Source organism: Streptomyces flavovariabilis (assembly GCF_000725785.1).
Classification (GTDB): Bacteria; Actinomycetota; Actinomycetes; order Streptomycetales; family Streptomycetaceae; genus Streptomyces; species Streptomyces hawaiiensis.
On the sequence record NZ_JNXD01000001.1, the window covers coordinates 893,228 to 916,674 of the forward strand.

General features: G+C 71.3%; 22 protein-coding genes and 1 riboswitch. Of the genes, 13 read left to right on the forward strand and 9 right to left on the reverse strand.

What is annotated here, in order from left to right; all coding sequences use genetic code 11:
* The first annotated feature begins 26 nt into the window (after positions 1 to 26).
* Entirely contained in the window at positions 27 to 1,280 is a 1,254-nt protein-coding gene (locus tag IO24_RS0103970) for a L,D-transpeptidase (protein ID WP_031131845.1), read from the forward strand.
* Between the two features lie 93 nt (positions 1,281 to 1,373).
* Here the strand turns inward: IO24_RS0103970 and IO24_RS0103975 are convergent, their stop codons facing one another.
* The gene (locus IO24_RS0103975) at positions 1,374 to 1,775 is read right to left on the reverse strand and encodes a response regulator (protein WP_031131848.1); all 402 of its coding nucleotides are present in this window, start codon (positions 1,773 to 1,775) and stop codon (positions 1,374 to 1,376) included.
* 145 nt (positions 1,776 to 1,920) lie between these two features.
* On the opposite strand from IO24_RS0103975, the gene ctaE reads away from it, so the two are divergent.
* The 6 genes from ctaE to IO24_RS0104005 all read left to right on the forward strand — a co-directional run bounded on the left by ctaE (position 1,921) and on the right by IO24_RS0104005 (position 9,032).
* The gene (gene ctaE / locus IO24_RS0103980; protein ID WP_030249479.1) at positions 1,921 to 2,541 is read left to right on the forward strand and encodes an aa3-type cytochrome oxidase subunit III; all 621 of its coding nucleotides are present in this window, start codon (positions 1,921 to 1,923) and stop codon (positions 2,539 to 2,541) included.
* Between the two features lie 81 nt (positions 2,542 to 2,622).
* Entirely contained in the window at positions 2,623 to 3,435 is an 813-nt protein-coding gene (gene qcrC / locus IO24_RS0103985) for a cytochrome bc1 complex diheme cytochrome c subunit (RefSeq protein ID WP_031131851.1), read from the forward strand.
* Positions 3,432 to 4,505, forward strand: a complete 1,074-nt coding sequence (gene qcrA / locus IO24_RS0103990) for a cytochrome bc1 complex Rieske iron-sulfur subunit (protein ID WP_031131853.1) — start codon at positions 3,432 to 3,434, stop codon at positions 4,503 to 4,505. The genes qcrC and qcrA overlap by 4 nt, the downstream gene beginning before the upstream one ends.
* Entirely contained in the window at positions 4,502 to 6,124 is a 1,623-nt protein-coding gene (qcrB, locus tag IO24_RS0103995; protein WP_031131855.1) for a cytochrome bc1 complex cytochrome b subunit, read from the forward strand. The genes qcrA and qcrB overlap by 4 nt, the downstream gene beginning before the upstream one ends.
* A gap of 138 nt (positions 6,125 to 6,262) precedes the next feature.
* The gene (trpD, locus tag IO24_RS0104000) at positions 6,263 to 7,327 is read left to right on the forward strand and encodes an anthranilate phosphoribosyltransferase (protein WP_031131857.1); all 1,065 of its coding nucleotides are present in this window, start codon (positions 6,263 to 6,265) and stop codon (positions 7,325 to 7,327) included.
* A gap of 73 nt (positions 7,328 to 7,400) precedes the next feature.
* A riboswitch (SAM riboswitch) is annotated at positions 7,401 to 7,517 on the forward strand.
* Between the two features lie 132 nt (positions 7,518 to 7,649).
* Positions 7,650 to 9,032, forward strand: coding sequence for an aminotransferase class V-fold PLP-dependent enzyme (locus IO24_RS0104005; RefSeq protein ID WP_031131860.1), 1,383 nt, complete (start codon positions 7,650 to 7,652; stop codon positions 9,030 to 9,032).
* Here the strand turns inward: IO24_RS0104005 and IO24_RS0104010 are convergent.
* The 7 genes from IO24_RS0104010 to IO24_RS0104040 all read right to left on the reverse strand — a co-directional run bounded on the left by IO24_RS0104010 (position 8,987) and on the right by IO24_RS0104040 (position 15,332).
* The gene (locus IO24_RS0104010; protein WP_031131861.1) at positions 8,987 to 10,180 is read right to left on the reverse strand and encodes a glycerate kinase; all 1,194 of its coding nucleotides are present in this window, start codon (positions 10,178 to 10,180) and stop codon (positions 8,987 to 8,989) included. The two genes, IO24_RS0104005 and IO24_RS0104010, sit on opposite strands and share 46 nt — an antisense overlap.
* 11 nt (positions 10,181 to 10,191) lie before the next feature.
* The gene (locus IO24_RS0104015; RefSeq protein WP_031131864.1) at positions 10,192 to 11,607 is read right to left on the reverse strand and encodes an SLC13 family permease; all 1,416 of its coding nucleotides are present in this window, start codon (positions 11,605 to 11,607) and stop codon (positions 10,192 to 10,194) included.
* Positions 11,608 to 11,773: 166 nt separating this feature from the next.
* Positions 11,774 to 12,433, reverse strand: coding sequence for a response regulator transcription factor (locus IO24_RS0104020; protein WP_031131866.1), 660 nt, complete (start codon positions 12,431 to 12,433; stop codon positions 11,774 to 11,776).
* Positions 12,430 to 13,944: a sensor histidine kinase gene (locus IO24_RS0104025; protein WP_031131868.1), complete on the reverse strand. Its 1,515-nt coding sequence runs from the start codon at positions 13,942 to 13,944 to the stop codon at positions 12,430 to 12,432. The genes IO24_RS0104020 and IO24_RS0104025 overlap by 4 nt, the downstream gene beginning before the upstream one ends.
* Positions 13,871 to 14,200, reverse strand: coding sequence for a superantigen-like protein SSL4 (locus IO24_RS0104030; RefSeq protein WP_031131869.1), 330 nt, complete (start codon positions 14,198 to 14,200; stop codon positions 13,871 to 13,873). Before IO24_RS0104030 ends, IO24_RS0104025 begins: the two co-directional genes overlap by 74 nt.
* 101 nt (positions 14,201 to 14,301) lie before the next feature.
* Positions 14,302 to 14,583, reverse strand: coding sequence for an Lrp/AsnC family transcriptional regulator (locus tag IO24_RS0104035; RefSeq protein WP_030848030.1), 282 nt, complete (start codon positions 14,581 to 14,583; stop codon positions 14,302 to 14,304).
* Positions 14,580 to 15,332 carry a rhomboid family intramembrane serine protease gene (locus IO24_RS0104040; protein ID WP_031131872.1) on the reverse strand — a complete coding sequence of 251 codons (753 nt, stop codon included), beginning with the start codon at positions 15,330 to 15,332 and terminating at the stop codon, positions 14,580 to 14,582. The genes IO24_RS0104035 and IO24_RS0104040 overlap by 4 nt, the downstream gene beginning before the upstream one ends.
* A 159-nt stretch (positions 15,333 to 15,491) precedes the next feature.
* On the opposite strand from IO24_RS0104040, the gene IO24_RS0104045 reads away from it, so the two are divergent.
* The 5 genes from IO24_RS0104045 to IO24_RS0104065 all read left to right on the forward strand — a co-directional run bounded on the left by IO24_RS0104045 (position 15,492) and on the right by IO24_RS0104065 (position 20,891).
* Positions 15,492 to 15,731, forward strand: a complete 240-nt coding sequence (locus IO24_RS0104045) for a hypothetical protein (RefSeq protein WP_031131875.1) — start codon at positions 15,492 to 15,494, stop codon at positions 15,729 to 15,731.
* Between the two features lie 70 nt (positions 15,732 to 15,801).
* Positions 15,802 to 17,151: an NYN domain-containing protein gene (locus IO24_RS0104050; protein ID WP_031131878.1), complete on the forward strand. Its 1,350-nt coding sequence runs from the start codon at positions 15,802 to 15,804 to the stop codon at positions 17,149 to 17,151.
* A gap of 245 nt (positions 17,152 to 17,396) precedes the next feature.
* Complete coding sequence (locus IO24_RS0104055; RefSeq protein WP_031131880.1) at positions 17,397 to 18,437, forward strand: C40 family peptidase; 1,041 nt, start codon at positions 17,397 to 17,399, stop codon at positions 18,435 to 18,437.
* Positions 18,438 to 18,659: 222 nt separating this feature from the next.
* Positions 18,660 to 19,673 (forward strand): C40 family peptidase, encoded by a 1,014-nt coding sequence (locus tag IO24_RS0104060; RefSeq protein WP_031131882.1) that lies wholly within the window; start codon positions 18,660 to 18,662, stop codon positions 19,671 to 19,673.
* A 33-nt stretch (positions 19,674 to 19,706) separates the two neighbouring features.
* Positions 19,707 to 20,891, forward strand: coding sequence for a hypothetical protein (locus tag IO24_RS0104065; RefSeq protein WP_031131885.1), 1,185 nt, complete (start codon positions 19,707 to 19,709; stop codon positions 20,889 to 20,891).
* On the opposite strand, the gene IO24_RS0104070 is transcribed toward IO24_RS0104065, so the two are convergent.
* The gene (locus tag IO24_RS0104070; protein WP_045296034.1) at positions 20,848 to 22,092 is read right to left on the reverse strand and encodes a glycosyltransferase family 87 protein; all 1,245 of its coding nucleotides are present in this window, start codon (positions 22,090 to 22,092) and stop codon (positions 20,848 to 20,850) included. The genes IO24_RS0104065 and IO24_RS0104070 overlap by 44 nt on opposite strands.
* 118 nt (positions 22,093 to 22,210) lie before the next feature.
* Between IO24_RS0104070 and IO24_RS0104075 the strand changes: the two genes are divergently transcribed.
* A complete protein-coding gene (locus IO24_RS0104075) occupies positions 22,211 to 23,353 on the forward strand; it encodes a glycosyltransferase family 4 protein (RefSeq protein ID WP_031131890.1) in 1,143 nt (380 codons plus the stop codon).
* The last annotated feature ends 94 nt before the right edge of the window (positions 23,354 to 23,447 follow it).

The following is a 23,447-nucleotide window of genomic DNA, read 5'->3' on the forward strand; positions in this document are numbered from 1 at the left end:
TTGACGTGGCTTCCTAGCGTGAGGTCATGAGCCACACAGCGATCTCCCGCCCCCGCACCGCCGTCGGCTGCACGCTGCTGGTGATAGCCCTCTGCGCGGGCGTCACCGCCTGCGGCTCGGACGGCAACCCGCTCGCCGCCCGCCCCTACGACGCGGCGGACCAGATCTCCTTCAGCGCCCCTGACGGGGGCCGCAAGAAGGCCGACCCGGACAAGCCCCTGGAAGTCGTCGAGGACTCAGACGGGCGCATCACGGACGTCACGGCCCACGACGCCTCAGGACGCTACGTGGCGGGCGAACTCGCCGCCGACGGCAGCCGCTGGCACAGCACCACCCCGCTCGCCGCCAACGCCAGCTACACGGTCCGTGTGAGCACCGAGGACGAGGACGGCGCGCCCGGCCGCAAGGTCGTCACCTTCGACACCGGCAAGCCCCTCACCAAGAAGCGCCTGGACGTCACCTTCGGACCGAGGGCGGGCACCTACGGCGTCGGCCAGCCCATCACGGCCGAGCTGAGCCGGCCCGTCAAGGACAAGGCCCAGCGTGCCGTCGTGGAACGGGCCCTCAAGGTCTCCTCCACGCCCGCCACGGACGGCGCCTGGCACTGGGTGGACGACAAGAAGCTCCACTACCGCCCGCAGGACTACTGGCCCGCCCAGGCGACCGTCCAGGTCCGCAGCAACCTGCAGGGCATCAAGATCGGCGACCGGATGTGGGGCGGCAAGGCCAAGCCGCTGACCATCACCACCGCGGACAAGCTCATAGCCGTCACGGACGCCTCCGCCCACCAGATGACCGTCTACAAGAACGACGAGATCGTCCGGCAGATCCCCGTCACCACGGGCATGCCCGGCTACGACACCCGCAACGGCGTCAAGGTCGTCCTGGCCAAGGAGGGCACCGTCCGCATGACCAGCGCCAGCATCGGCGCCTCGGACTTCTACGACCTGGTCGTGCACCACTCGGTCCGGGTCACCAACAGCGGCGAGTACGTCCACGCCGCCCCCTGGTCCGTCGGCTCCCAGGGCTACGCCAACGTCAGCCACGGCTGCACCGGCATGAGCACCGAGAACGCCGCCTGGTTCTACGACACCGTCCGCGAGGGCGACATCGTCAAGGTCATAAACTCCGGCGGCGACACGATGGCCCCCTTCGGCAACGGCTTCGGCGACTGGAACCTCGACTGGCCGAAGTGGCGCACCGGCAGCGCCCTGGTCGGCGGCACCCCGGACGGCCCCACAGCGGCCGACAGGGCCCGCCTGCGCCCACAGAGCGTCTGAACGCCCTCGGAGACGCGTCCCTCAGGGGCGCGGGGAGCTGCGCGAACAGCCCCCACGCACCCGCAGGTCGCCGTACAAGCGGGTCCCGAGCCCTCAGGCGTGCAAAGCCGCCTTCTCCCGCAACAGCGAAGCCAGCGCGGAGGCGAACTCCACCGGCTCCACCGGCAACGTCACGGCAGACTCCGCACGACTCCAGGTCGCCAGCCACGCGTCCTGAGGCCGCCCGATCAGCAACAGCACCGGCGGACAGTCGAAGACCTCGTCCTTGATCTGCCGGCACATCCCCATGCCTCCCATGGGCACGGCCTCACCGTCCAGCACGCAGACGTCGATCCCGCCCCGGTCCAGCTCCGTGAGCACGGCGGCGGGAGTGGCGCACTCCACGAACTCCACCACGGGAACGTCCGGAGCCGGCCTCCGTCCCGTGGCGAGCCGCACCTGCTCGCGGGTGTTGGAGTCGTCGCTGTAGACCAGCACCGTGGCGGTCGGCTGCATTGTTCCTCCGTGACGTCAGCGTCGTAAGGACAGGCCCGTTGGGCCGGATGCTACTCCCTTGAACACCACGTCAACACCGGTACGACCGGCAAAGACACTCCGAACGGCACCCCCCGGAGTGAGGGCGGGATAAGCGACCGACATAATGTCGGTCGTGGCGACAGCAACGACAGTAGAAACCGGGCACGCGCACCCGTCGGTCAATCGGCCGAACCTCACCAGCGTCGGAACCATCATCTGGCTGAGTTCCGAGCTGATGTTCTTCGCGGCCCTCTTCGCGATGTACTTCACCCTGCGATCGGTGACGGGTCCCGATCACTGGAAGGAGATGGCCAGCCATCTCAACTTCCCGTTCTCGGCGGCGAACACCACCATCCTGGTGCTCTCCTCGCTCACCTGCCAGCTCGGCGTCTTCGCCGCCGAGCGCGGTGACGTGAAGAAGCTGCGGATGTGGTTCATCGTCACCTTCGTGATGGGTGCGATCTTCATCGGCGGTCAGGTCCTCGAGTACACGGAGCTGGTCAAGGAGGCGGGCCTGTCCCTGTCCTCCGACCCGTACGGCTCGGTGTTCTACCTGACCACCGGCTTCCACGGCCTGCACGTGACGGGCGGTCTCATCGCCTTCCTGCTGGTCCTGGGCCGGACCTACGCCGCCCGGAGGTTCACCCACGAGCAGGCGACGGCCGCGATCGTCGTGTCCTATTACTGGCACTTCGTCGATGTCGTCTGGATCGGTCTCTTCGCCACGATCTACATGATCAAGTAGCAGGGCCCGCATCCGCGCGTGCTCGACGAAGCGCGCATCCCAGAAGCATCGACGCAGAAGATCCTGACACCGGGGTAATCCGTGAAAAAGCTCTCCGCACGACGACGCCACCCGCTGGCGGCGCTCGTCGTCCTACTCCTCGCGCTGGCATGCACCGGGGGGCTGTACGCCGTGTTCGCACCCGCGGACCAGGCGCAGGCCGACGAAACCGCCCAGTCCCTCACCATCGAGGAGGGCAAGAAGCTCTACGCCGTCGGCTGCGCCAGTTGCCACGGCACCGGCGGTCAGGGCACCTCCGACGGGCCGAGCCTGGTGGGTGTGGGCGCCGCGGCCGTCGACTTCCAGGTGGGCACCGGCCGGATGCCGGCCGCCACCTCCCAGGGCCCCCAGGTCCCGGAGAAGAAGAACATCTACTCGCAGGCCGAGATCGACCAGCTCGCGGCGTACATCGCCTCGCTGGGCGCCGGTCCGTCCGTCCCGACGGAGGAGCAGTACGGCCCCGAGGGTGCCGACATCGCCAAGGGCGGTGAGCTGTTCCGCACCAACTGCGCGCAGTGCCACAACTTCACCGGCAAGGGCGGCGCGCTGACGCACGGCAAGTACGCGCCGAGCCTCGAGGGCGCCTCCCCGAAGCACATCTACGAGGCCATGCAGACCGGCCCGCAGAACATGCCGTCCTTCCCCGACACCACGCTGTCGGAGAAGAACAAGAAGGACATCATCGCGTACCTCGACGCGGTCAACAGCGAAAAGACCGAGAGCCCCGGCGGCCTCGAACTGGGTGGCCTCGGGCCGGTCAGTGAGGGCCTGTTCGGCTGGATCTTCGGTCTCGGCGGTCTGATCGCCGTCGCCGTGTGGGTCGCCGCCCGGACCGCAAAGGCCAAGAAGTCATGAGTAGCCAAGACATTCCAGAAGAGAACCTGCCTGCCGCGCAGTCCGCAGGACATGACGAGCACGGGCACGGCGCGGTGAGTCCCGCGGACGACAAGCACCCGTTCGCCGACCCGGGCCTGCCGCCTCACGAGCACCGGATCCAGGACATCGACGAGCGGGCCGCCAAGCGGTCCGAGCGCTCCGTCGCCCTGATGTTCACGGTGTCGATGCTGGCCACCGTCGCCTTCATCGCCTCGTTCGTGGCGATCCCGGTCGACAAGTCGGTCTACATCTTCCCGCTCGGGCACATCAGCGCCCTGAACTTCGCGCTGGGCATGACGCTCGGCATCGCGCTGTTCTGCATCGGCGCGGGCGCCGTCCACTGGGCGCGCACCCTGATGTCGGACGTGGAGATCGCCGACGAGCGGCACCCGATCGAGGCGGAGCCCGAGGTTCGCGAGAAGGTCTTCGCGGACTTCAAGCAAGGCGCCAAGGAGTCGGCGCTCGGCCGCCGCAAGCTCATCCGCAACACGATGTTCGGCGCGCTCACGCTGGTGCCGCTGTCCGGCGTCGTGCTGCTGCGCGACCTCGGTCCGCTGCCCGGCACCAAGCTCCGCCACACGCTGTGGTCCAAGGGCAAGCTGCTCGTCAACATGAACACGAACGAGCCGCTGCGTCCCTCCGACGTCGTGGTCGGTTCGCTGACCTTCGCCAAGCCCGAGGGCCTGGAGGAGCACGACCACGAGTTCCAGAACGAGATCGCCAAGGCCGCCCTGATGATCGTCCGGATTCAGCCGGACAACATCAAGGACAAGCGCGAGCTCGAGTGGTCGCACGAGGGCATCGTCGCGTACTCGAAGATCTGCACCCACGTCGGTTGCCCGATCTCCCTGTACGAGCAGCAGACGCACCACGTGCTCTGCCCCTGCCACCAGTCCACCTTCGACCTCTCCGACGGTGCCCGAGTGATCTTCGGTCCCGCCGGTCACGCCCTGCCGCAGCTCCGCATCGGCGTGAACGACGAGGGCTACCTCGAGGCGCTCGGCGACTTCGAAGAGCCCGTCGGCCCTGCTTTCTGGGAGCGCGGATGAGCACTGCACAAGAACGACGCAAGGCGCCCGCGGGTGAGCGGGTCGCCGACTGGGCCGACGGCCGCCTCGGGATCTACTCCCTGGCCAAGGCCAACATGCGCAAGATCTTCCCGGACCACTGGTCCTTCATGCTCGGTGAGATCTGCCTCTACAGCTTCATCATCATCATCCTCACGGGTGTGTATCTGACGCTGTTCTTCCACCCGTCGATGAACGAGGTGGAGTACCACGGCAGTTACGTCCCGCTCCAGGGGCAGCTGATGTCGGAGGCGTTCGCCTCCACGCTGGACATCAGCTTCGACGTCCGCGGCGGTCTGCTCATCCGGCAGATCCACCACTGGGCGGCGATCATCTTCCTCGCCGGCATGTTCGTGCACATGATGCGCGTCTTCTTCACCGGCGCGTTCCGCAAGCCGCGTGAGATCAACTGGATGTTCGGCTTCCTGCTGTTCGTCCTGGGCATGTTCACCGGCTTCACCGGCTACTCGCTCCCGGACGACCTGCTCTCCGGCACCGGTGTCCGCTTCACGCAGGGCGCGATCCTGTCCGTGCCGATCGTGGGCACGTACATCTCGATGTTCCTGTTCGGCGGGGAGTTCCCGGGCACCGACTTCGTCGCCCGGTTCTACTCGATCCACATCCTGCTGCTGCCGGGCATCATGCTCGGGCTCGTGGTCGGCCACCTGATCCTGGTCTTCTACCACAAGCACACCCAGTTCGCGGGTCCCGGCCGGACCAACAAGAACGTCGTCGGCATGCCGCTGCTGCCGGTCTACATGGCCAAGGCCGGAGGCTTCTTCTTCCTGGTCTTCGGTGTCATCTCGGCCCTCTCCGCCATCGCGACGATCAACCCGATCTGGGTCCTCGGCCCGTACCGGCCCGACCAGGTGTCGACCGGTGCCCAGCCCGACTGGTACATGGGCTTCGCCGAGGGTCTCATCCGGGCGATGCCGGGCTGGGAGATCAACCTCTGGGGCCACACCCTCGTCCTGGGTGTGTTCATCCCGCTGGTGCTCTTCGGTGTCTTCCTCGGGATCATCGCCCTCTACCCGTTCATCGAGTCGTGGGTCACCGGGGACAAGCGCGAGCACCACATCCTGGACCGGCCGCGCAACGCCCCGACCCGCACCGGCGTCGGTGTCGCGTGGGTCACCGGCTACATCATCATGCTGATCGGCGGTGGCAACGACATCGTCGCCACGCACTTCCATATGTCGATCAACGCGGTCACCTGGTTCGTCCGGATCGGGTTCTTCGTCGGCCCGGTCATCGCCTTCATCGTCACCAAGCGCATCTGCCTCGGGCTGCAGCGCCGGGACAAGGAGAAGGTGCTGCACGGCCGCGAGACCGGCATCATCAAGCGCCTGCCGCACGGTGAGTTCATCGAGGTGCACGAGCCGCTCAGCCAGGAGCAGATGTACACGCTCACGGCGCACGAGCAGTACCAGCCGGCCGAGATCGGCTCGACGGTCGACGAGAACGGTGTCGAGCGCAAGGTGAAGGGCTCCGAGAAGCTGCGCGCCAAGCTCAGCGACGCCTACTTCGGTGAGGGTGCCCAGATCCCGAAGCCCACCGCCGAGGAGCACCGGGAGATCACGAGCGGCCACGGCCACCACTGATCGACTGCTTCGCCACGCCACAGAAGGGCCTCGTCCGGTGTTCGGGACGGGGCCCTTCGCGCTGCCCGGGGCTGGATAGGGTGGACCTCGTTGAGACTCTCGTCCCGTAGTGCGGGACGCCTGACCCTGGAGCGGCTTATGAGCGCTGTGACCCCCGCTGGAGGCGACACCGCGGCGGGCCGCTCCTGGCCCCTGCTGCTGAACGGCCTGCTGGACGGCAGGCACCTGAGCGCGGACGACACCGCCTGGGCGATGGACCGGATCATGCGCGGCGAGGCGACCGAGGCGCAGATCGCCGGGTTCGTCGTGGCCCTGCGTGCCAAGGGCGAGACCGTCGAGGAGATCAACGGCCTCGTCCGCACGATGTACGAACACGCCAACGTGATCGAGGTGCCCGGCGCGACGGTCGACATCGTCGGTACGGGCGGTGACGGCGCGAAGACGGTCAACATCTCCACGATGTCCTCGATCGTCGTCGCCGGCACCGGCGCGAAGGTCGTCAAGCACGGCAACCGGGCCGCGTCCTCGGCGTCCGGCGCGTCCGACGTGCTGGAGAAGCTCGGGGTCAACCTGGAACTGCCGCTGCGCCGGGTCCCGGAGGTCGCCGAGGAGGCCGGGATCACCTTCTGCTTCGCGGTGAAGTTCCACCCGGCGCTGCGGCACGCGGGTGCGGCCCGCGGCCAGCTGGGCATCCGCACGGTGTTCAACGCCCTCGGCCCGCTCACCAACCCGGCCCGGGTCCGTGCCCAGGCCGTCGGGGTGGCCGACCCGCGCATGGCGCCGATCGTCGCGGGCGTCTTCGCCGAGCGCGGCAACTCGTCCCTGGTCTTCCGGGGCGACGACGGCCTGGACGAGCTGACCACGACGGCCACGTCCCGGGTGTGGATCGTCCGGGGCGGCGAGGTGACCGAGGAGACCTTCGACCCGCGTGACGTGGGCCTCGACCTGGTTCCCGTGGAGGCGCTGCGCGGTGCGGACGCCTCCTACAACGCCGAGGTGGCCCGCCGACTGCTGGAGGGTGAGACCGGTCCGGTCCGCGAGGCGGTCCTGCTGAACTCGGCGGCGGCGCTGGTCGCTCTGGAGCCGACGTCGGCACCGCTGGCCGACCAGATCCGTGCCGGGATGGCGAAGGCGGCGGAGTCGATCGACTCGGGGGCGGCGAAGCGGACGCTGGAACGCTGGGTGGCGGCCAGCAACGCGTAACCGAGGTGAGCGTGGTCCCGCGATGCGGACTCGACTTGCGGGACCGCGCTCACGTCACGTACTTTCCTGACCAGGTCATGAGTGACAGTCAAAAGGCCCCGGCCGACTGTCCGGCAACCCTCCGTCCGTGGCGGGGTGCCCCGGGTGACGACCAGGCCGCAGGCAGCGAGGTCTGTGGCAAGCGCGTGACGAGGAGTCTCTCGTGAACCAGCGAATGCGATAGGGCCGCAGAGCCCCGCCTCCGCATCCCCCTTCTCTTCACCCCCGCTTGTAGCCGTCGTGCTCGCGGGCGGATTCCACCTGCCTTCACGGGAGTTCACCCATGTCCGTTTCCGCCGTCGCCACCGCCCCGTCCGTTTGTGCCCCGCTGCCCGTTCTGGGGCGGGACGTCACCGTCCCCCTCGTGACCGGCGGCGAGGTCACCTACGCCGCGCTCGACTACGCCGCCAGTGCCCCGGCGCTCCAGCGGGTCTGGGACGACGTCGCCGCCTACGCGCCGTACTACGGCAGCGTGCACCGCGGTGCCGGGTACCTCTCCCAGCTGTCGACCGACCTGTTCGAGAACGCCCGCCGGACCGTCGCCGAGTTCCTCGACTGCCGCGAAGGCGACCAGGTCGTGTTCACCCGGTCGACCACCGACTCCCTCAACCTCCTCGCCGCAGCGCTCCCCGCCGACTGCCAGGTGTTCGTCTTCGAGACCGAGCACCACGCCTCCCTGCTGCCGTGGCGCAACGCCCGCGTCACCTTCCTCGACGCCCCGCGCAGCCCCCGCGAGGCCGTCGAGACTCTGGAGCGCGCCCTCGCCGGCCGCACTGTGCCGATCGAGGGGGGCCACGGGCCGGCCCTGGTCTGCGTCACCGGTGCCTCGAACGTCACCGGCGAGCTGTGGCCCGTACGGGAACTCGCGGCGGCCGCGCACGCCCACGGCGCGCGGATTGTGCTGGACGCCGCCCAGCTGGCCCCGCACCACCCGGTGTCCCTCGCCGGCCTCGACGTCGACTGGGTCGCCTTCTCCGGGCACAAGCTGTACGCGCCCTTCGGTACGGGCGTCCTGGCCGGGCGGTCCGACTGGCTGCGCGCGGCCGAGCCGTATCTCGCGGGCGGCGGCGCCAGCCGCAAGGTCAGCCGGCGCCAGGACGGGGGAGTGGACGTGGAGTGGCACGACAGCGCCGCCCGCCACGAGGCCGGTTCGCCCAACGTCATCGGCGCCTACGCCGTCGCCTCGGCCTGCAAGGCGCTGACCGAGGCCGGCTTCGACACCCTCGTCGCCCGTGAGCAGGACCTGGTCCGCGCGGTGCGGGAGGGGCTCGCCGACGTTCCCCAGGTGCGGTTCCTGTCCCTCTTCGGGGACGACGCGCCGCGCGTCGGCGTGCTCTCCTTCGTCGTCGACGGCTGGAACAGCTCGCACTTCGCCGCCGCCCTGTCCGCCGAGTACGGCATCGGCGTACGGGACGGGCTGTTCTGCGCCCACCCGCTGGTGCGCACGTTGCTCGGCAGCGACCCGCAGTCGCAGGGGGAGTGCGGGTCGCCCGAGGCCGCGCCGGGGGAGAAGTCGCTCAACGCCATCCGGGTCAGCTTCGGCGCGGGCACGCCGGACGAGCACGTGGAGCGGTTCGTGCGGGCGGTGAAGGAGCTCGTGACGGACGGGGCGAAGTGGAACTACCGCACGGAGGACGGGCGCTGCGTGCCGGACACCTCCGCCTGAACCGGTAGCCGGGCACCCAGGACGATCATCCGCAGGGCCCGTTCGGTGGCGTCCGTGAGGAGTTCGCTCGCGCGGAGCAGGGCCTCGGCCAGCTCCATCGGGGCGGGCAGGATGCCGTGGCAGGCGTCCACCCCCGGCACATCGCCCGCGCCCTCCCCGAGCGTGCCGGCCAGCGCCAGGACGGGGCGGCCGTGGAGCTTGGCTCGGCGGGCCACCTCGGCGGGGACCTTGCCACGCGGCGTCTGGTGGTCCAGGGCGCCCTCGGCGGTGACGACCAGGTCGGCGCGGGCCAGCCGGGCGTCCAGGTCGAGGTGGTCCAGCAGCACGTCGAAGCGGGGGAGCAGCCGGGCGCCCAGGGCGGCCAGCCCGGCTCCCAGGCCGCCGGAGGCTCCCGTGCCGGGCCCGGAGCGCAGGTCGCCGCCCGGCACGGCGGCATCGCGGGTGAGGACGAACGCCCAGTTCTCCAGGGCCGCCGACAGCTCCTCCACCTGCGCGGGCGTCGCGCCCTTCTGCGGCCCGAAGACCCGGGCCACGCCCCGCTCGCCGCACAGCACGTTGTACGGGTTGCAGGCGACGAGCAGTTCCACCTCCGTCAGGCGGGGGTCCAGGCCCCTGGGGTCGACGCGGTGCAGGCGGGTCAGCTCCCGCCCGCCCCGGGCGAGTTCCCGGCCGTCCTCGTCCAGCAGCCGGGCGCCCAGCGCCTGGAGCGCGCCCGCGCCCCCGTCCGAGGTGCCCGAGTCGCCGCAGCCGACGAGGATCCGCCGGACGCCCGAGTCCAGGGCGGCGCGGATCAGTTCGCCGACGCCGTACGTGGTGGTGGCGCCCGGGTCGCGCAGGTCCTGCGGGACGAGGGAGAGGCCCGCGACCGCCGCCATCTCCACCACGGCGGTGTCCCCGCCGCCCAGCAGGGCGAAGTGCGCGGCGATGGTCTCCCCGACCGGGCCGGTGGCCGGCGTGGTGACGATCCTGCCCCCGGTCGCGGCGGCCAGGGCGAGGGCCGTGCCCTCGCCGCCGTCCACCAGCGGGATCAGGTCGATCTCGGCGCCGGGCAGGACCCGGCGTACGCCGGCCGCGATGGCGTCGGCGGCGGCCTCCGCGGACAGGGACTCCTTGAAGCCGCTGGGGGCTACGACGACACGGTTCAGCATGGGAGAGCTCCTCAACGGGTGACGGACACGCCGAGCAGCGGCCACACCGCGACGGCGAAGAACAGGACGAGCGCCGCGGTCAGCGGGGCCAGGACGGCGGACAGCCGCAGCAGGTCGCGTGGGGCGTAGGTGGGAGCCCCGGTGATCTGCGAGAAGAGCGTGACCGGCTTGGCCGAGGCGGGCAGGGTGTGGCAGAAGCCCGCGGCGGCGGTCGAGGCGAGGGCCGCGGCCACCGGATTGACGCCGGCTCCGGCAGAGGCCGCCACGACCAGGGGGACCAGGACCGACGAGCGGGCCGAACGGGACTGCAGGAGCAGGTGGGCCGCCGTGCTGACCGCGATCACGACGGTCAGGAAGAGCACCGGGGACTCGTTCGTCGGCACTCCGGACACCAGCCACCGCGCCGCTCCCGAGTCGGCGAGCGCGACCCCCATCGCCATCGTCGCGGCCATGAACAGCAGCAGCGACCAGGGGACGGTCTTCAGCGCGTCCTTCAGGCGCACCGTGCCGAGGGCGGGCGAGGAGGCGATGACGGCGCCGATCAGGGCGACCAGCGCCGGCGGCACCCGGTGCAGCGGCTCACTGCACCACAGGACGATCACGGTGGCGAGCAGCAGGGTGCAGCGCTTCTCGGCCTGGCTCCAGGGGCCGGTGACCGGCTGCTCGCTGTGCCGCTGGATCTGCTCGGGGGTGATGCGGACCGGGCCGCGGCGGTCCGCGCGCCGGGTCGTCGTCAGCAGGACCAGCTCCGCGGCCAGGTGGGAGGAGGCCACGGCCAGCGGCAGCCCCAGCAGCAGCCACTGCGTGAAGCCGATGTGCTGTCCGGTCGTCTCCCACAGCACCGACACGGTGATCAGATGCGCTCCCGCGCCGATCAGAGTCGCCACCGCCGACAGAAGGATCACGGTCGGAAACAGCAGCGCCAGCATCACCACCAGTCGTTTCCGGTCGGCCAGGACCTTCGCGAGGGCGAGGAACACCGGCAGCGCGAGCGCGGCCCGGCCGGAGGTGGCGGGCACCGCGAACGCCGTGACGACCAGGGCGGCCGTGGTGAGATGCACCAGCTGCCGGACGGTGCGCGCCCCGCTGACCAGGAACACCGCCGCCCGGCCGGCGAGCCCGGTCCGGCTCACCGCGGCCGCCAGCACGAACGCGCAGATCAGCAGCCACACCGTGGCATCGCCCAGCGTGCCGAACAGGGTGTCGCTGCTGATCACCCCGGTCACCGTGAGCGCGAGCCCGGCGCCGAGCGCGATGTACGTGTCGTCGATCGACGTCCCGATCCAGGCACAGGTCGCCAGCGCGAACACGGCGAGGGTGAACCGGGCGTCGCCGCCGAGTCCGGGAAAGTTCCCGGGGACGGCCAGCAGCGCGCACAACGACAGCGCGACGCACAGGGCGGTGGTGGAGCGCGGATTCAGAGGCACGCCATCGAGGATTGGCGAAGGCGGTGAGTCATCGATGAGCGCGACATGAAGGAACTTTCACTGCGGCGCCCTCGAGGGGCGCGGGGCTGTATCGATGTGCGGGCTCCGCCGCGTGGGCGCGACCAGCCACAACAGACCCGCACCCGGCAACGGCGCCCAAGCGCCACTACGGCAGCCGATACCCCATCCCCCGCACCGTCTCCACCCGCTCCGCCCCCAGCTTCCTGCGCAGCGTCCGCACATACACGTCCACGATGTTGGACCCCGGGTCGAAGTCGTACCCCCACACATGGGACAGGATCTGCTCCCTCGACAGCACCTGCCCCGGGTGCCGAAGGAACAGTTCCAGGAGCACGAACTCACGGGCCGTCAGGTCGACCGTCCGCTCCCCGGAACGGGCCCGGCGCGTGCGCAGGTCCAGGCTGAGGGAGCCCGACCTGAGGACCGTCACCTCCGGCGCCCGCGCCGCCGTACGGAGTCTCAGCCGCACCCGGGCGAGCAGCTCCTCGAAGCGGAACGGCTTGGTCATCCAGTCGTCGGCGCCGCCCTCGAGGCCGGCCACCGTGTCCCGCACGGAGTCCCGCGCGGTCAGCACGATCACCGGCACCGACACGCGCGCCTCGCGCAGCTCCCGCAGGATCGTGAAGCCGTCCCGGCCGGGCAGCCCGATGTCCAGGACGACGAGGTCGAAGCCGCCGGTCAGGGCGTACTCGCAGCCCGCGTCGCCGTCGGTGACGACGGTCGTGGTGAAGCCGTTGGAGCGCAGGCCCTTCTCCACGAAGGAGGCGATGCGCTCCTCGTCCTCGACGATGAGGATGCGGTTCACGTGGGGTCCCCTTCCGGTGCCCGGGGCGCGTGCAGGACGAGGGCGAAGGTGGCACCGCCCCCGGGAGTGCCGTAGAGCCGAACGCGGCCCCGGTGGCCCTCGGCGATCGCCTTGACGATGGACAGCCCGAGTCCGGCGCCGGAGCCCCGGGCGCCGCGGCGGGCCGTGCCGCGCCGGAAGCGTTCGAAGATCACCTCGGCGTCCTGCGGCTGCACTCCGGGCCCCGAGTCGGCGACGTACAGCTCCAGGTGTGTGCCGTCCGTGCGGGAGCCGATGCGGACGGCCTGGCCGGGCGTGGTGTGCTGCACGGCGTTCTGGGCGAGCTGCACCATGGCCTGGGTGATCCGCTGCGGATCCAGCTCGGCCTCCAGGTCGGCGACCTCGGCGAGCTGCCAGTCGCGGTCGCCCAGGGTGCGGGCCTTGACGTAGACGTCGGCGGTGAGTTCGGCGACCTGGAACGGCTCGGGGGAGACGAAGTCGGGGCGTTCGGCCTTGGCGAGCAGCAGCAGGTCCTCGACGATGCGGCTCATCCGGTCCAGCTCGTCGGTGACCAGCCGGACGGTCTCCTCGCGTTCGGCGGGGTCGTCGCCCATGACCTCCAGATGCCCGCGCACGATGGTGATGGGGGTGCGCAGCTCGTGGCCGGCGTCGTCGACGAACTCGCGCTGCGCGGCGAAGGCACGCTCCAGCCGGTCGAGCATGCCGTTGAACGTCTCCGCGAGGGCCGCTATGTCGTCGTGGCCGTGCACCGGGATCCGGCGGGTGAGGTCCTGTTCGGTGAGCTGTGCCGCCGCGGTGCGCACCACCCGCACCGGTTTGAGGATCCGCCCGGCGACCGCCCAGGCGATGCCGACGGTCAGCAGCAGAGCCACCCCGGAGATGACGAGCAGCGTGCGGAACACGCTGTTCACGCGGGCCCGCTCGCGCTCCGGGTGGAACGCCACGACGAACGCGGCGTCCGGCGCCCGGCCCGGCTGGGCCACGGTGACCTTCGCCCAGCGGATCTCGCCCTGCGGCCGGTCGAGCACGCCGGAGGACTCGGGCGAGCCGAAGATGCGGCGCCGGGCCTCGGGATCCTCGTGCAGGGGCAGGGCGATGGGCAGGTCGTGCGGCTGGCGGATCTGCCGGGGGGCGGCACCCGCCCGGCCGACCAGGCCGATCAGCTCCTCGTCGCTGTCGGGGTACTGCCGTTCCAGGAACACCGTCAGCAGCCGGTCCGCGTCGGTGAACGGGCGGCCCGTGCGCGGATCCCCGCCGCGCTCCTCGAAGTTCGCGAACTCGCCGGTCTCCTGGGCGAGCAGGCGGTTGACCCGGTGGTCGGCGTCCCGCAGCAGGAACGAGCGGGTGGTCATGGCCACCGAGGCCAGCGCGAGCGCCATCACGAGCAGCAGCCACAGCAGGATCCGGACCCGGGCGGAGACCCGCCGGCGGCCGGTCTCAGTGGTCGGAGCCGGGGCCGTCGTCGTCGCCCGGCCCGTCGTCTCCGGTGCCCTGGCCGCGGTCGTCGTCATCATCGTCACTCGCTGAGCTGTCGGTGACCGGAGGCCGCGAGACGACCTCGTCACCCGGCGTGGTGCCGGGCGGTGTGGCCTGCGGGGTGGGCCGGAGCGTGGAGGTGGGTGTGGGCGAGCCGTGGTCCAGCTCCACCTGCTGGGAGGGCACCTTGGGCGACTCGGGGCTGTCCGCGAGCGCGTAGCTGGTCGCGGCGATGCCCAGCGGGATCAGCACGACGGCGGACAGGGCCGCCATCCGGCGAGAGAAAACCATGGGCCCGATCCTGCGGGCGGAACCCGGGGAGCGGGATGAAGCCCGGATGAAGAACTCTTCACCCGGCACCCGGCACCCGGCACCCGGCGGGCCGGTCGGTCCTAGTTGTCCAGCCCGATCGAGAACGCCGCCTCGAGGTCGTGCTGCGAGTACGTACGGAACGCCACGTGCGTGTCGGTCCCCTCCACCCCGGGGATCTTGCTGATCCGGCCCGGGATGACCTCCGCCAGGTCCTCGTGCTCCTTGACCCGGACCATCGCGATCAGGTCGTAGGTGCCGGTGACGGAGAAGACCTCGCTGACGCTGTCCAGCGCCGCGATCGACTCGGCGATCTCGGGGATCCGGTCCACGCTGGTCTTGATCAGGACGATCGCGGTGATCACGGCTGGTTCTCTCCCTCGGGGGCCGGAGCAGGGGCGGCCTTCACTCTAGTAGGGCTGGTGGGGCGGCCGTAGCGGACCGACGCATAGCCGAAGCCCAGACCGAAGCCGATGAGGTGGGCGAGGTAGGCGACCCCCGGCCCGTCCGGGGCCCGGCCCGCGGCCAGCCACTGCAGCGCCGCCCAGAACGGCAGCACGACCCACGCGGGGAAGCGCACCGGCAGGAAGAAGAGGAACGGCAGGAGACTGGTCACCCGGGCACGGGGGAACAGGTACAGGAACGCACCGAGGACCGCGGAGATCGCCCCCGAGGCACCGACCAGGGACTGCTCGGAGTCCGCGTTGGCGACGGCGTACCCCAACAGGGCCAGGTAGCCGCAGCCGACGTAGAACAGGGTGAACTGCACCCGGCCCATCCGTTCCTCGGTCATCGCCCCGAAGACGTAGAGGAAGAGCATGTTGCCGAGCAGGTGCACCCAGCTGCCGTGGACGAACAGCGCGGTCGCGGGGGTGAGGGCATATCCCGCGGACCCTTCGAACAGTTCTGCGGGAATCACGCCCCAGCGCCGGAAATAGGCCCGCTGCACGGCGAGCAGTTCGTCGCCCGTGCCGTACGCCGGATTCAGGCCCGAGGCGGGCCCGGCCAGGAAGGCCAGGCAGCACAGGGCGATCAGTGAGTACGTCACCGGCGCTGACGACCCCCTGACCGATCTGCCGGCCCGGACGATCGACGCGCTCCACTTGCGGATCATGAACACAGAGCATGACGTAACCGGACGCAACCGCCCAGACCGCCTCGCCGCCGTGGACGCGCGGGCGGCGAGGACCTGCCAGGCCGTAGGGTTACGAGCCATACGCGCCGGGGATGCCGGTCGCGTCACGGACACTAGAAGGAAAGAGAACAGGTCACGATGACGGTTCCCCTGCCGACCGCCGAGACGCGGTGGCGCTGCACCCTCTGTGGCAACCTCACGAGGTTCGACGTGACCCGCTCGTCGAAGGTCGTCGAGTACGTCCACCTCGACCTGGCCGGAGAGCCGAAGGTCGAGGAGCGCGAGGTGCTCAGTGAGACCATCGAGACGGTGCGCTGCCGCTGGTGCAACGCGGTGGACCAGGTGGAACTCGTGGACAGGCCGGGCGCCGGCTCCTGAGGATGGGGGTCCCCCCGCTCGAGCGAAGTCGAGAGTGGGGGAGGGCCCCGCACGGATTGGGGTGTGACGGATGGCGGAGACCACGGGCGGGGGGCCGGGCGACGGCGCCGCCGAGGTGCTCGACCGTCCGCTGCCCGACGGCGTGCGCCGCAGGGTCGTGCAGATCGTCTCCGACGGCTTCGGCTCGCTGACGGTCGCCGAGCTGCCCGCGCAGCTCAGGCAGTACGCCCGGTTCGCGCCGAACCGCCGGGCGAAGTTCGCCGGCAACGCGATGGCGGCCGCGCTGGAGACCGATCCGCTGTTCCGGCAGCGCATCGGGGAGAAGCTCAGAGAGACCCAGCCGGAGCTGACCGGCGCCCTCGACTCAGGCTCCCCGCCCCCGGCCGCGGACCCGCTCGACGTGGCGGCCGCGGCCTACGTACTGCGGCCCCCCGGCTGGGTGAAGCTGGTGACCGCCGCCGGCGAGGAGGCCCTGCGGGCCGACGCCGAGCGCGCCGACGAGGAGAGCCGGGCCGAGCTGGAGCGGCTGCGCGCCGAACTGGACCGGGCCCGTGACCACACCCGGGCCGAGACCGAGCGGCTGCGCACGGAGCTGGAATCGGCCAAGAAGGAAACCGAGTCGCTGCACCGCAAGCTGCGTGCCGCCCTCAGCGACGTCAAGCGCGGCGAGGCCGCTCTGCGCAAGGCGCACGGTGAGATCGAGGCCGTCCGTGCCGAGGCGCACGCCCAGGTGTCCGCCGCCGAGAGTGAGACCCGGCGGCTCAAGTCCCGGCTGGGCGAGACCGAGGCCGCCCTTGAGGCCACGCGCCGGGCCGCCCGCGAGGGCCGCAGCGTCGAGGACATGCGGGTACGGCTGCTGCTGGACACCCTGCTGGACGCCACCCAGGGGCTCCGCCGCGAACTGGCCCTGCCGCCGGTGTCGGTACGGCCCGCCGAGACCGTCGACGCCGTCGAACCGGGCCGTATGACCCCGAAGGACATCGCCGCCCGCGCCCTGTCGGAGAACGATCCGCAGGTTTTGGACCAGTTGCTGGCGCTGCCGCAGGCGCATCTGGTCGTCGACGGCTACAACGTCACCAAGACCGGCTATCCGCAGATGCCGCTGGAGAAGCAGCGCCTCAGACTGCTCGGGCAGCTCTCCCAACTGGCCGCGCAGAGCGGCGCCGAGGTGACCTGCGTCTTCGACGGCGCCGAGCTCGCCGCACCGGTGCTGCTGGCCCCGCCGCGCGGTGTGCGCGTCCTGTTCTCGAAGCCGGGCGTCACCGCCGACGAGCTCATCCGTCAACTCGTGCGCGCCGAACCACCCGGAAGGCCGGTCATCGTGGCCTCCACCGACCGGGAGGTCGCCGACGGGGTGGCCCGGGCCGGTGCCCGCCCGGTGGCCTCGGCGATGCTCCTCAAGCGCCTTTCGCGGGCCTAGGCGGCGTACGCCCCATGCGTAACGTCCGGGCGTGATGCCCGGATTGATGGGACCTGTGAGCCACGTTGCGTCAAGTGGGTCTCACTGCCTGTGAGCCCAGATGAAAAGATGGCCTACCGTGACGCAAATTTTCATCTGAGGATTTGAACTGATCACAGGAAGGTCACTAGGGTCGGGCCGAACCTCCGCTCGGGTGATCACTCATCGGGAGAGACGGCGGAGGGGCCAGAAGGAGCTTTTCACCCGTGGCGTCCCACCGTCGTCCGAAGCAGCCGAGCCGCGCACGTGTGACCGTGCTGACCACCGCCGCCGCCGCTGCCGTCGCCTTCAGCTCGCAGGCCGCCAACGCCGCCCCCAGCGAGAAGCCGAGCAAGGACGAGGTCAAGGCCAAGGTCGACAAGCTCTACGAAGAGGCGGAGCAGGCCACCGAGAAGTACAACGGGGCCAAGGAGAAGCAGGAGAAGCTCCAGAAGGAGATCTCCACCATCCAGGACAACGTGGCCCGCGGCCAGGAGGAGCTCAACGAGCTCCGCGACAGCCTGGGCCTCGCCGCCGCGTCGCAGTACCGCACCGGCTCCATCGACCCCTCCGTGCAGCTGTTCCTCTCCGCCAACCCGGAGGACTACCTCGACAAGGCCTCCACGCTCGACCAGTTGAGCGGCCAGCAGGTCGAGGCGCTGAAGAAGGTCCAGGAGAAGCAGCGCGAACTCGCCCAGGAGCGCGCCGAGGCCTCCGAGAAGCTGAAGGACCTCGCCTCCACCCGGACCGAACTCGGCAAGAAGAAGAAGGAAGTCCAGGGCAAGCTCTCCTCCGCGCAGAAGCTGCTCAACAGCCTCACGGCCGCGCAGAAGGCCGAACTGGCCGCCGAGCAGAACCGCGCCAGCCGGACCAGCGAGCGCGACGCCCTCACCGCCGACGTCCCGCCCGGCTCGGGCCGCGCCGCCGCCGCCTTCGCCTTCGCGCAGAGCCAGCTCGGCAAGCCCTACGTCTACGGCGCCACCGGCATGAGCTCCTTCGACTGCTCCGGCCTCACCTCCCGGGCCTACGCCGCCGCCGGCGTGCAGATCCCGCGCACCTCCGAGGCACAGACCGGAGCCGGCACCAAGATCTACTCGGTCAGCCAGCTCAAGGTCGGCGACCTGGTCTTCTTCTTCAACGACCTGCACCACGTGGGCCTCTACGCCGGCAACGGGCAGATCATCCACGCCCCGCGCACCGGCACGGTCGTCCGCTACGAGTCGATGGACACCATCGGCGGCCCCTTCATGTTCGGCGTCCGGGTCTGACATCCGAGCTGCGCAACCCGCTCGGCGTCCTCAAGATCAGGACACCGTGTCCGCCGTTCGGGCGAATCACGACAACCCCGAGTGAGCCCACGCCCCGCCATTGACCTGCGTCAGCGGCGGGGCGCCGCGCTGGATACCCACGGATGGTCGTTGGCGGCCCCCCGTCGCGGGGCTACTGTCTGCCGCGTTCCAAGTCCGCCAGCGGAAGGAGAGCGGCTTCCCGTGGGGTCCCATCGCCGCCTTGCACCGTCCGGGTTCGACCGGGGCGCCGGTGCCGCGGTCAGCTTCCTGTCCGTCGCGGCCGCCGCCGTGGGCGCGGTACCGGCCGTCGCCGCACCGTACGACGACACCCGGGCCACGGTGGACCGGCTCTACGAGCAGGCCGAGAAGGCGACCGAGGCGTACAACGAGGCCGACGAGCGCGCCGACGGGCTGCGCGATCACGTCGGCATCGCCCGGGACCGCATCGCCCGCCAGCAGCAGCGCGTCAACTCCATGCGGGAGTCCCTCGGTTCGCTCGCCGGTGCCCAGTACCGCGAGGGCGGCATCGACCCGTCCCTCGCCCTGCTGTTCTCCGACGACCCGGACGACTACCTCGACCACGCGTCCCGGCTCGACCGCCTCACCGCCCGCCAGGCGGGCGAGCTGAAGGAACTCCGGATCGCGCTGCGCGAACTCGCCCAGGACCGCGAGGAGACCGCCGGGAAGCTCCGCGAACTGGACCGGAGCCGCAAGGCCGTCGCCGCCCACAAGAAGACCGTCGAGCAGAAGCTCGCCGCGGCCCGGCGGCTGCTCAACTCCCTGCCGGAGGCCGAGCGCGACGCCTACGGTCGTGCCTCCCGCTCCGGCCGCCCCGGCATGCCCGACCTCGGCAGTGCCACCGCCGCCTCGGGACGCGGGTCCGCCGCGGTCGCCGCAGCCCGCAGCGCGCTCGGCAGGCCCTACGTCTGGGGCGCCAACGGACCCTCCGGCTTCGACTGTTCGGGCCTGATGCAGTGGTCGTACGCGCAGGCCGGGGTCTCCCTGCCGCGCACCTCGCAGGCCCAGCGGTACGCCGGCCGGCAGGTCCCGCTGTCCGAGGCGCGCCCCGGTGACCTGGTCGTCTACCGGGGCGACGCCAGCCATGTCGGGATGTACATGGGCAACGGCCAGGTCATCCACGCGCCCTACCCCGGCGCGCCCGTGCGCTACGACCCGGTCGGGATGATGCCCGTCTCGTCGGTCACCAGGGTCTGACCAGGGCGGCCCGGCGCCCGTACGATCGGGAACGTGGCTGGTCGAAGGTCGGGGTCCGCGCTCGTCGTGCTCGTCGTGCTGCTCGCCGCCCTGGCCGGGTGCGGCGGGCGGTCCGCGGCCGACAGTGCCACGGCCGACGTCCAGCGGCTCCTGGACCGGCGGGCCGCCGCGGTCGTCGACCGAGACCCGCGCGCCTACGAACGGACGGGCACGGGGACGGATTTCGCCACACTGCGCGCGTTGCCCGTGGCCTCCTGGTCGTACCGGGTGACAGCGGTGCGCCGCACCGGCGACACGGCCACCGCCGACGCCGAACTGCGCTATCGCGTCGCCGGGTACGACCGGGCGCCGGTGACCGCCGGGCGCACTCTGCGACTGAGCCGGGACGCGGACGGGCAGTGGTCCGTGGACACCGACCGGCCCGCGAAGAAGTCCGCCCAGCAGCTCTGGGACCAGGGGACGGTGCACCTCGTCCGGGGCCGGCACAGCCTCGTGCTCGGCGTCGGGCAGTCCGGGCGGTCGCTGCGGGACTTCGCGGACCTGGCCGACCGTGCGGTGCCCGCCGTGTCGGACGCGTGGGGCACGGACTGGAGCCGGCGGGTCGTCGTGCTCGTGCCGAAGTCACTGGAGGGGATGGCGGGGCTGCTCGGCTCACCCGCCTCCTCCTACCGTGGGATCGCGGCGGTGACCACCGGCGCGACGGGCGCGCGGGACCGGGCGCCGGCGGACCGGATCATCGTCAACCCGGACGCGTTCGCGCTCCTCGGCGGTCTCGGCGAGCAGGTCGTCGTCACCCACGAGACGACCCATGTCGCCACCCGTGCCCGCACCACGGCCGCCACGCCCCTGTGGCTGTCCGAGGGGTACGCCGACTGGGTCGGCTACCGCGCCGGCGGCCGAACCCCCGCCGAGGCCGCGCCCGAACTGTCCCGGGCGGTCGGTGAGGGCCGCGTCCCCACCGCACTCCCGGACGACGAGGACTTCGGCTTCACCGGTGACGCGAGCCGCCTGGCCCGCTCCTACGAGAGCGGCTGGACGGCGTGCCGGCTGATCTCCGACCGCTGGGGCGAGGCCCGGCTGGGGGAGTTCTACCGGGCCGTCGGGGAGCACCGGGAGCGGGCCGGGGCGGTGGAGGACGCGATGCGGACGGTACTGGGGACGACGCCGGAGGCCTTCACGGAGCAGTGGCGGGCATATCTGCGGGATCAGCTGGGCTGACACGGGGCCGGGCGGCGGCCGGTGCGACGGGCGGTACGGTCGCCCGCCACAGGGCGCGGGCCGCCATCAGCGTGGCGGCCACCAGGAGGCCGTTGCGCAGGAACAGCAGGGTCAGGCCGAGACCGTCGCTCGCCACGACGTTGGCGAAGTAGTACGGGAACTCCAGCACCGTCACGAAGCACGCCGCCAGCACCAGGACGACCGGCAGCCGCATCCGGCTCCGGGGGAAGTACAGGCACACCGCCGCCAGCCCGATCAGCCACACCATGTACTGCGGGCTGATCACCCGGCTGGTGGTGGTGAACATCAGCACCGCCACGAAGGCCGCGTCGGCGAGCGTGTGCTCCTCGAAGCGCCGGGCCAGCAGCCGCCACAGCACCAGCCAGCCGAAGGCCGCCCCGGTCAGGAACAGCGCGCCCGTGCTCACCTCGCTCACATACGGCCCGAGGAACTCGATCGAGCCGTAGTTCAGTTTCACCTCGCCCTGCCAGCCGAAGTGCCGGGCGACGTGGAAGACCAGCGCGCCCAGCGACTCGACCTCGGTGCCCCGGTCGCGCTGGAAGGTCAGGAACGCGAACGCGCCCGGCATGGCCAGCGCGAACACACCCGTCACCACGATGCCGGTCACCAGCGCCGACACCCAGGCGCTGCGGCGCCGGGCGGCCAGGAGCAGCATCGCCGGCCACACCTTGAGCAGCGCCCCGAAGGCCGCCAGGGCCCCCATCGCCTTCGGGTGCCGGGCGCCCGCGAGCAGCGCGGCCATCGCCACCGCCGTGACCATCACGTCGTAGCGGGCGTACACCGTGGGGCCCAGCAGCGGCACGCCGATCACCCACACCCAGGCGCCGCGCAGCGAGCGGCCCGGGCGGCGTCCCGCGTACGTCATCAGGGCCAGCACGGCCAGGTCGGTGACGCAGACCAGCACGAAGAACGCGGTCGCGTAGTCCAGGAAGGGCAGCAGGCCGGGGGAGAGGATCGCCAGCGCGGCGGCGGGCGGGTACTGCCAGGTGACATCGTTCAGCGGGAACGTTCCGGTGCTCAGGACGTCGTACCAGCCCTGGTAGATCACGTGCACGTCGCTCGTGACGTCCGGGCCCGGGAAGACGTACACCTTCAGCACGAACAGCAGCAGCAACAGCCTCGTGAGACACCAGACCACCGGCAGCCATGCCGGGGACCGCCTCGTGCCCGTCGTCTTCACCTGATCCCTGCCCGTTCGCGTGCCGTGCTGATGGGGCCATGATGGGCCCGCCGGCTGTGAGCGTGCCATACCTGCCGCCGCGCACGGCTGGGAGGGGCGGTTCGGTAGGGTCGGCGGCGTGCGCAAGACCCTGATCGTGACCAACGACTTCCCGCCCCGGCCCGGTGGCATCCAGGCGTTCCTGCACAACATGGCGCTGCGGCTGGACCCGCAGCAGCTGGTCGTCTACGCCTCGACCTGGAAGCGGACCCGGGAGGGCATCGAGGCGACCCGTGCCTTCGACGCCGAGCAGCCCTTCACCGTCGTACGGGACCGTACGACCATGCTGCTGCCGACGCCGGGTGCCACCCGGCGGGCCGTCGGTCTGCTGCGGGAGCACGGGTGCACCTCGGTGTGGTTCGGGGCGGCGGCCCCGCTCGGCCTGATGGCCCCGGCCCTGCGGGGCGCGGGCGCCGAGCGGCTGGTCGCCACCACGCACGGTCATGAGGCCGGCTGGGCGCAGCTGCCCGCCGCCCGGCAGCTGCTGGGCCGGATCGGCGACGCCACGGACACGATCACCTACCTCGGCGAGTACACGCGCTCGCGGATCGCGACCGCGCTGACGCCCCCGGCCGCCTCGCGCATGGTGCAGCTGCCGCCGGGCGTCGACGAGAAGACCTTCCACCCCGGCTCGGGCGGCGACGAGGTCCGGGCCCGCCTCGGCCTCACGGACCGCCCGGTCGTGGTCTGCGTCTCCCGCCTCGTCCGGCGCAAGGGCCAGGACACCCTGATCCGGGCCATGCCCCGCATCCTCGCCGCCGAGCCGGACACCGTGCTGCTGATCGTCGGGGGCGGCCCGTACGAGAAGGACCTGCGGCGGCTCGCGCATGAGACCGGCGTCTCCTCCGCCGTCCGCTTCACCGGCGCCGTGCCCTGGTCCGAACTGCCCGCCCACTACGGTGCCGGCGACGTCTTCGCGATGCCCTGCCGCACCCGCCGCGGCGGTCTGGACGTCGAGGGCCTCGGCATCGTCTACCTGGAGGCCTCCGCGACGGGCCTCCCGGTCGTGGCCGGTGACTCGGGCGGCGCCCCGGACGCGGTCCTCGACGGCGAGACGGGCTGGGTGGTGCGCGGCGGCTCCCCGCAGGACGCCGCCGACCGGATCGTCACGCTCCTGGGAGACGCCGAGCTGCGCCGCCGGATGGGGGAGCGGGGCCGCGAGTGGGTCGAGGAGAAGTGGCGCTGGGATCTGCTCGCGGAGCACCTCAAGAGCTTGCTGTAGGGAAATGAGGGGCGCGGGGAACTGCGCGACAAGCCACCAGGGGCCCGCACCCGCCCACAAGGATCAAGCGGCACCCCCACTAGGCGGAACCCCA

What these genes read in the sequence shown, in the direction of transcription:
- IO24_RS0103970 (WP_031131845.1), top strand. Translation starts at nt 27, where the DNA reads ATGAGCCACACAGCGATCTCCCGCCCCCGCACCGCCGTCGGCTGCACG.
- IO24_RS0103975 (WP_031131848.1), bottom strand. Translation starts at nt 1,775, where the DNA reads ATGCAGCCGACCGCCACGGTGCTGGTCTACAGCGACGACTCCAACACC.
- ctaE (WP_030249479.1), top strand. Translation starts at nt 1,921, where the DNA reads ATGTCGGTCGTGGCGACAGCAACGACAGTAGAAACCGGGCACGCGCAC.
- qcrA (WP_031131853.1), top strand. Translation starts at nt 3,432, where the DNA reads ATGAGTAGCCAAGACATTCCAGAAGAGAACCTGCCTGCCGCGCAGTCC.
- qcrB (WP_031131855.1), top strand. Translation starts at nt 4,502, where the DNA reads ATGAGCACTGCACAAGAACGACGCAAGGCGCCCGCGGGTGAGCGGGTC.
- trpD (WP_031131857.1), top strand. Translation starts at nt 6,263, where the DNA reads ATGAGCGCTGTGACCCCCGCTGGAGGCGACACCGCGGCGGGCCGCTCC.
- IO24_RS0104005 (WP_031131860.1), top strand. Translation starts at nt 7,650, where the DNA reads ATGTCCGTTTCCGCCGTCGCCACCGCCCCGTCCGTTTGTGCCCCGCTG.
- IO24_RS0104010 (WP_031131861.1), bottom strand. Translation starts at nt 10,180, where the DNA reads ATGCTGAACCGTGTCGTCGTAGCCCCCAGCGGCTTCAAGGAGTCCCTG.
- IO24_RS0104025 (WP_031131868.1), bottom strand. Translation starts at nt 13,944, where the DNA reads ATGACGACGACCGCGGCCAGGGCACCGGAGACGACGGGCCGGGCGACG.
- IO24_RS0104030 (WP_031131869.1), bottom strand. Translation starts at nt 14,200, where the DNA reads ATGGTTTTCTCTCGCCGGATGGCGGCCCTGTCCGCCGTCGTGCTGATC.
- IO24_RS0104040 (WP_031131872.1), bottom strand. Translation starts at nt 15,332, where the DNA reads ATGATCCGCAAGTGGAGCGCGTCGATCGTCCGGGCCGGCAGATCGGTC.
- IO24_RS0104045 (WP_031131875.1), top strand. Translation starts at nt 15,492, where the DNA reads ATGACGGTTCCCCTGCCGACCGCCGAGACGCGGTGGCGCTGCACCCTC.
- IO24_RS0104050 (WP_031131878.1), top strand. Translation starts at nt 15,802, where the DNA reads ATGGCGGAGACCACGGGCGGGGGGCCGGGCGACGGCGCCGCCGAGGTG.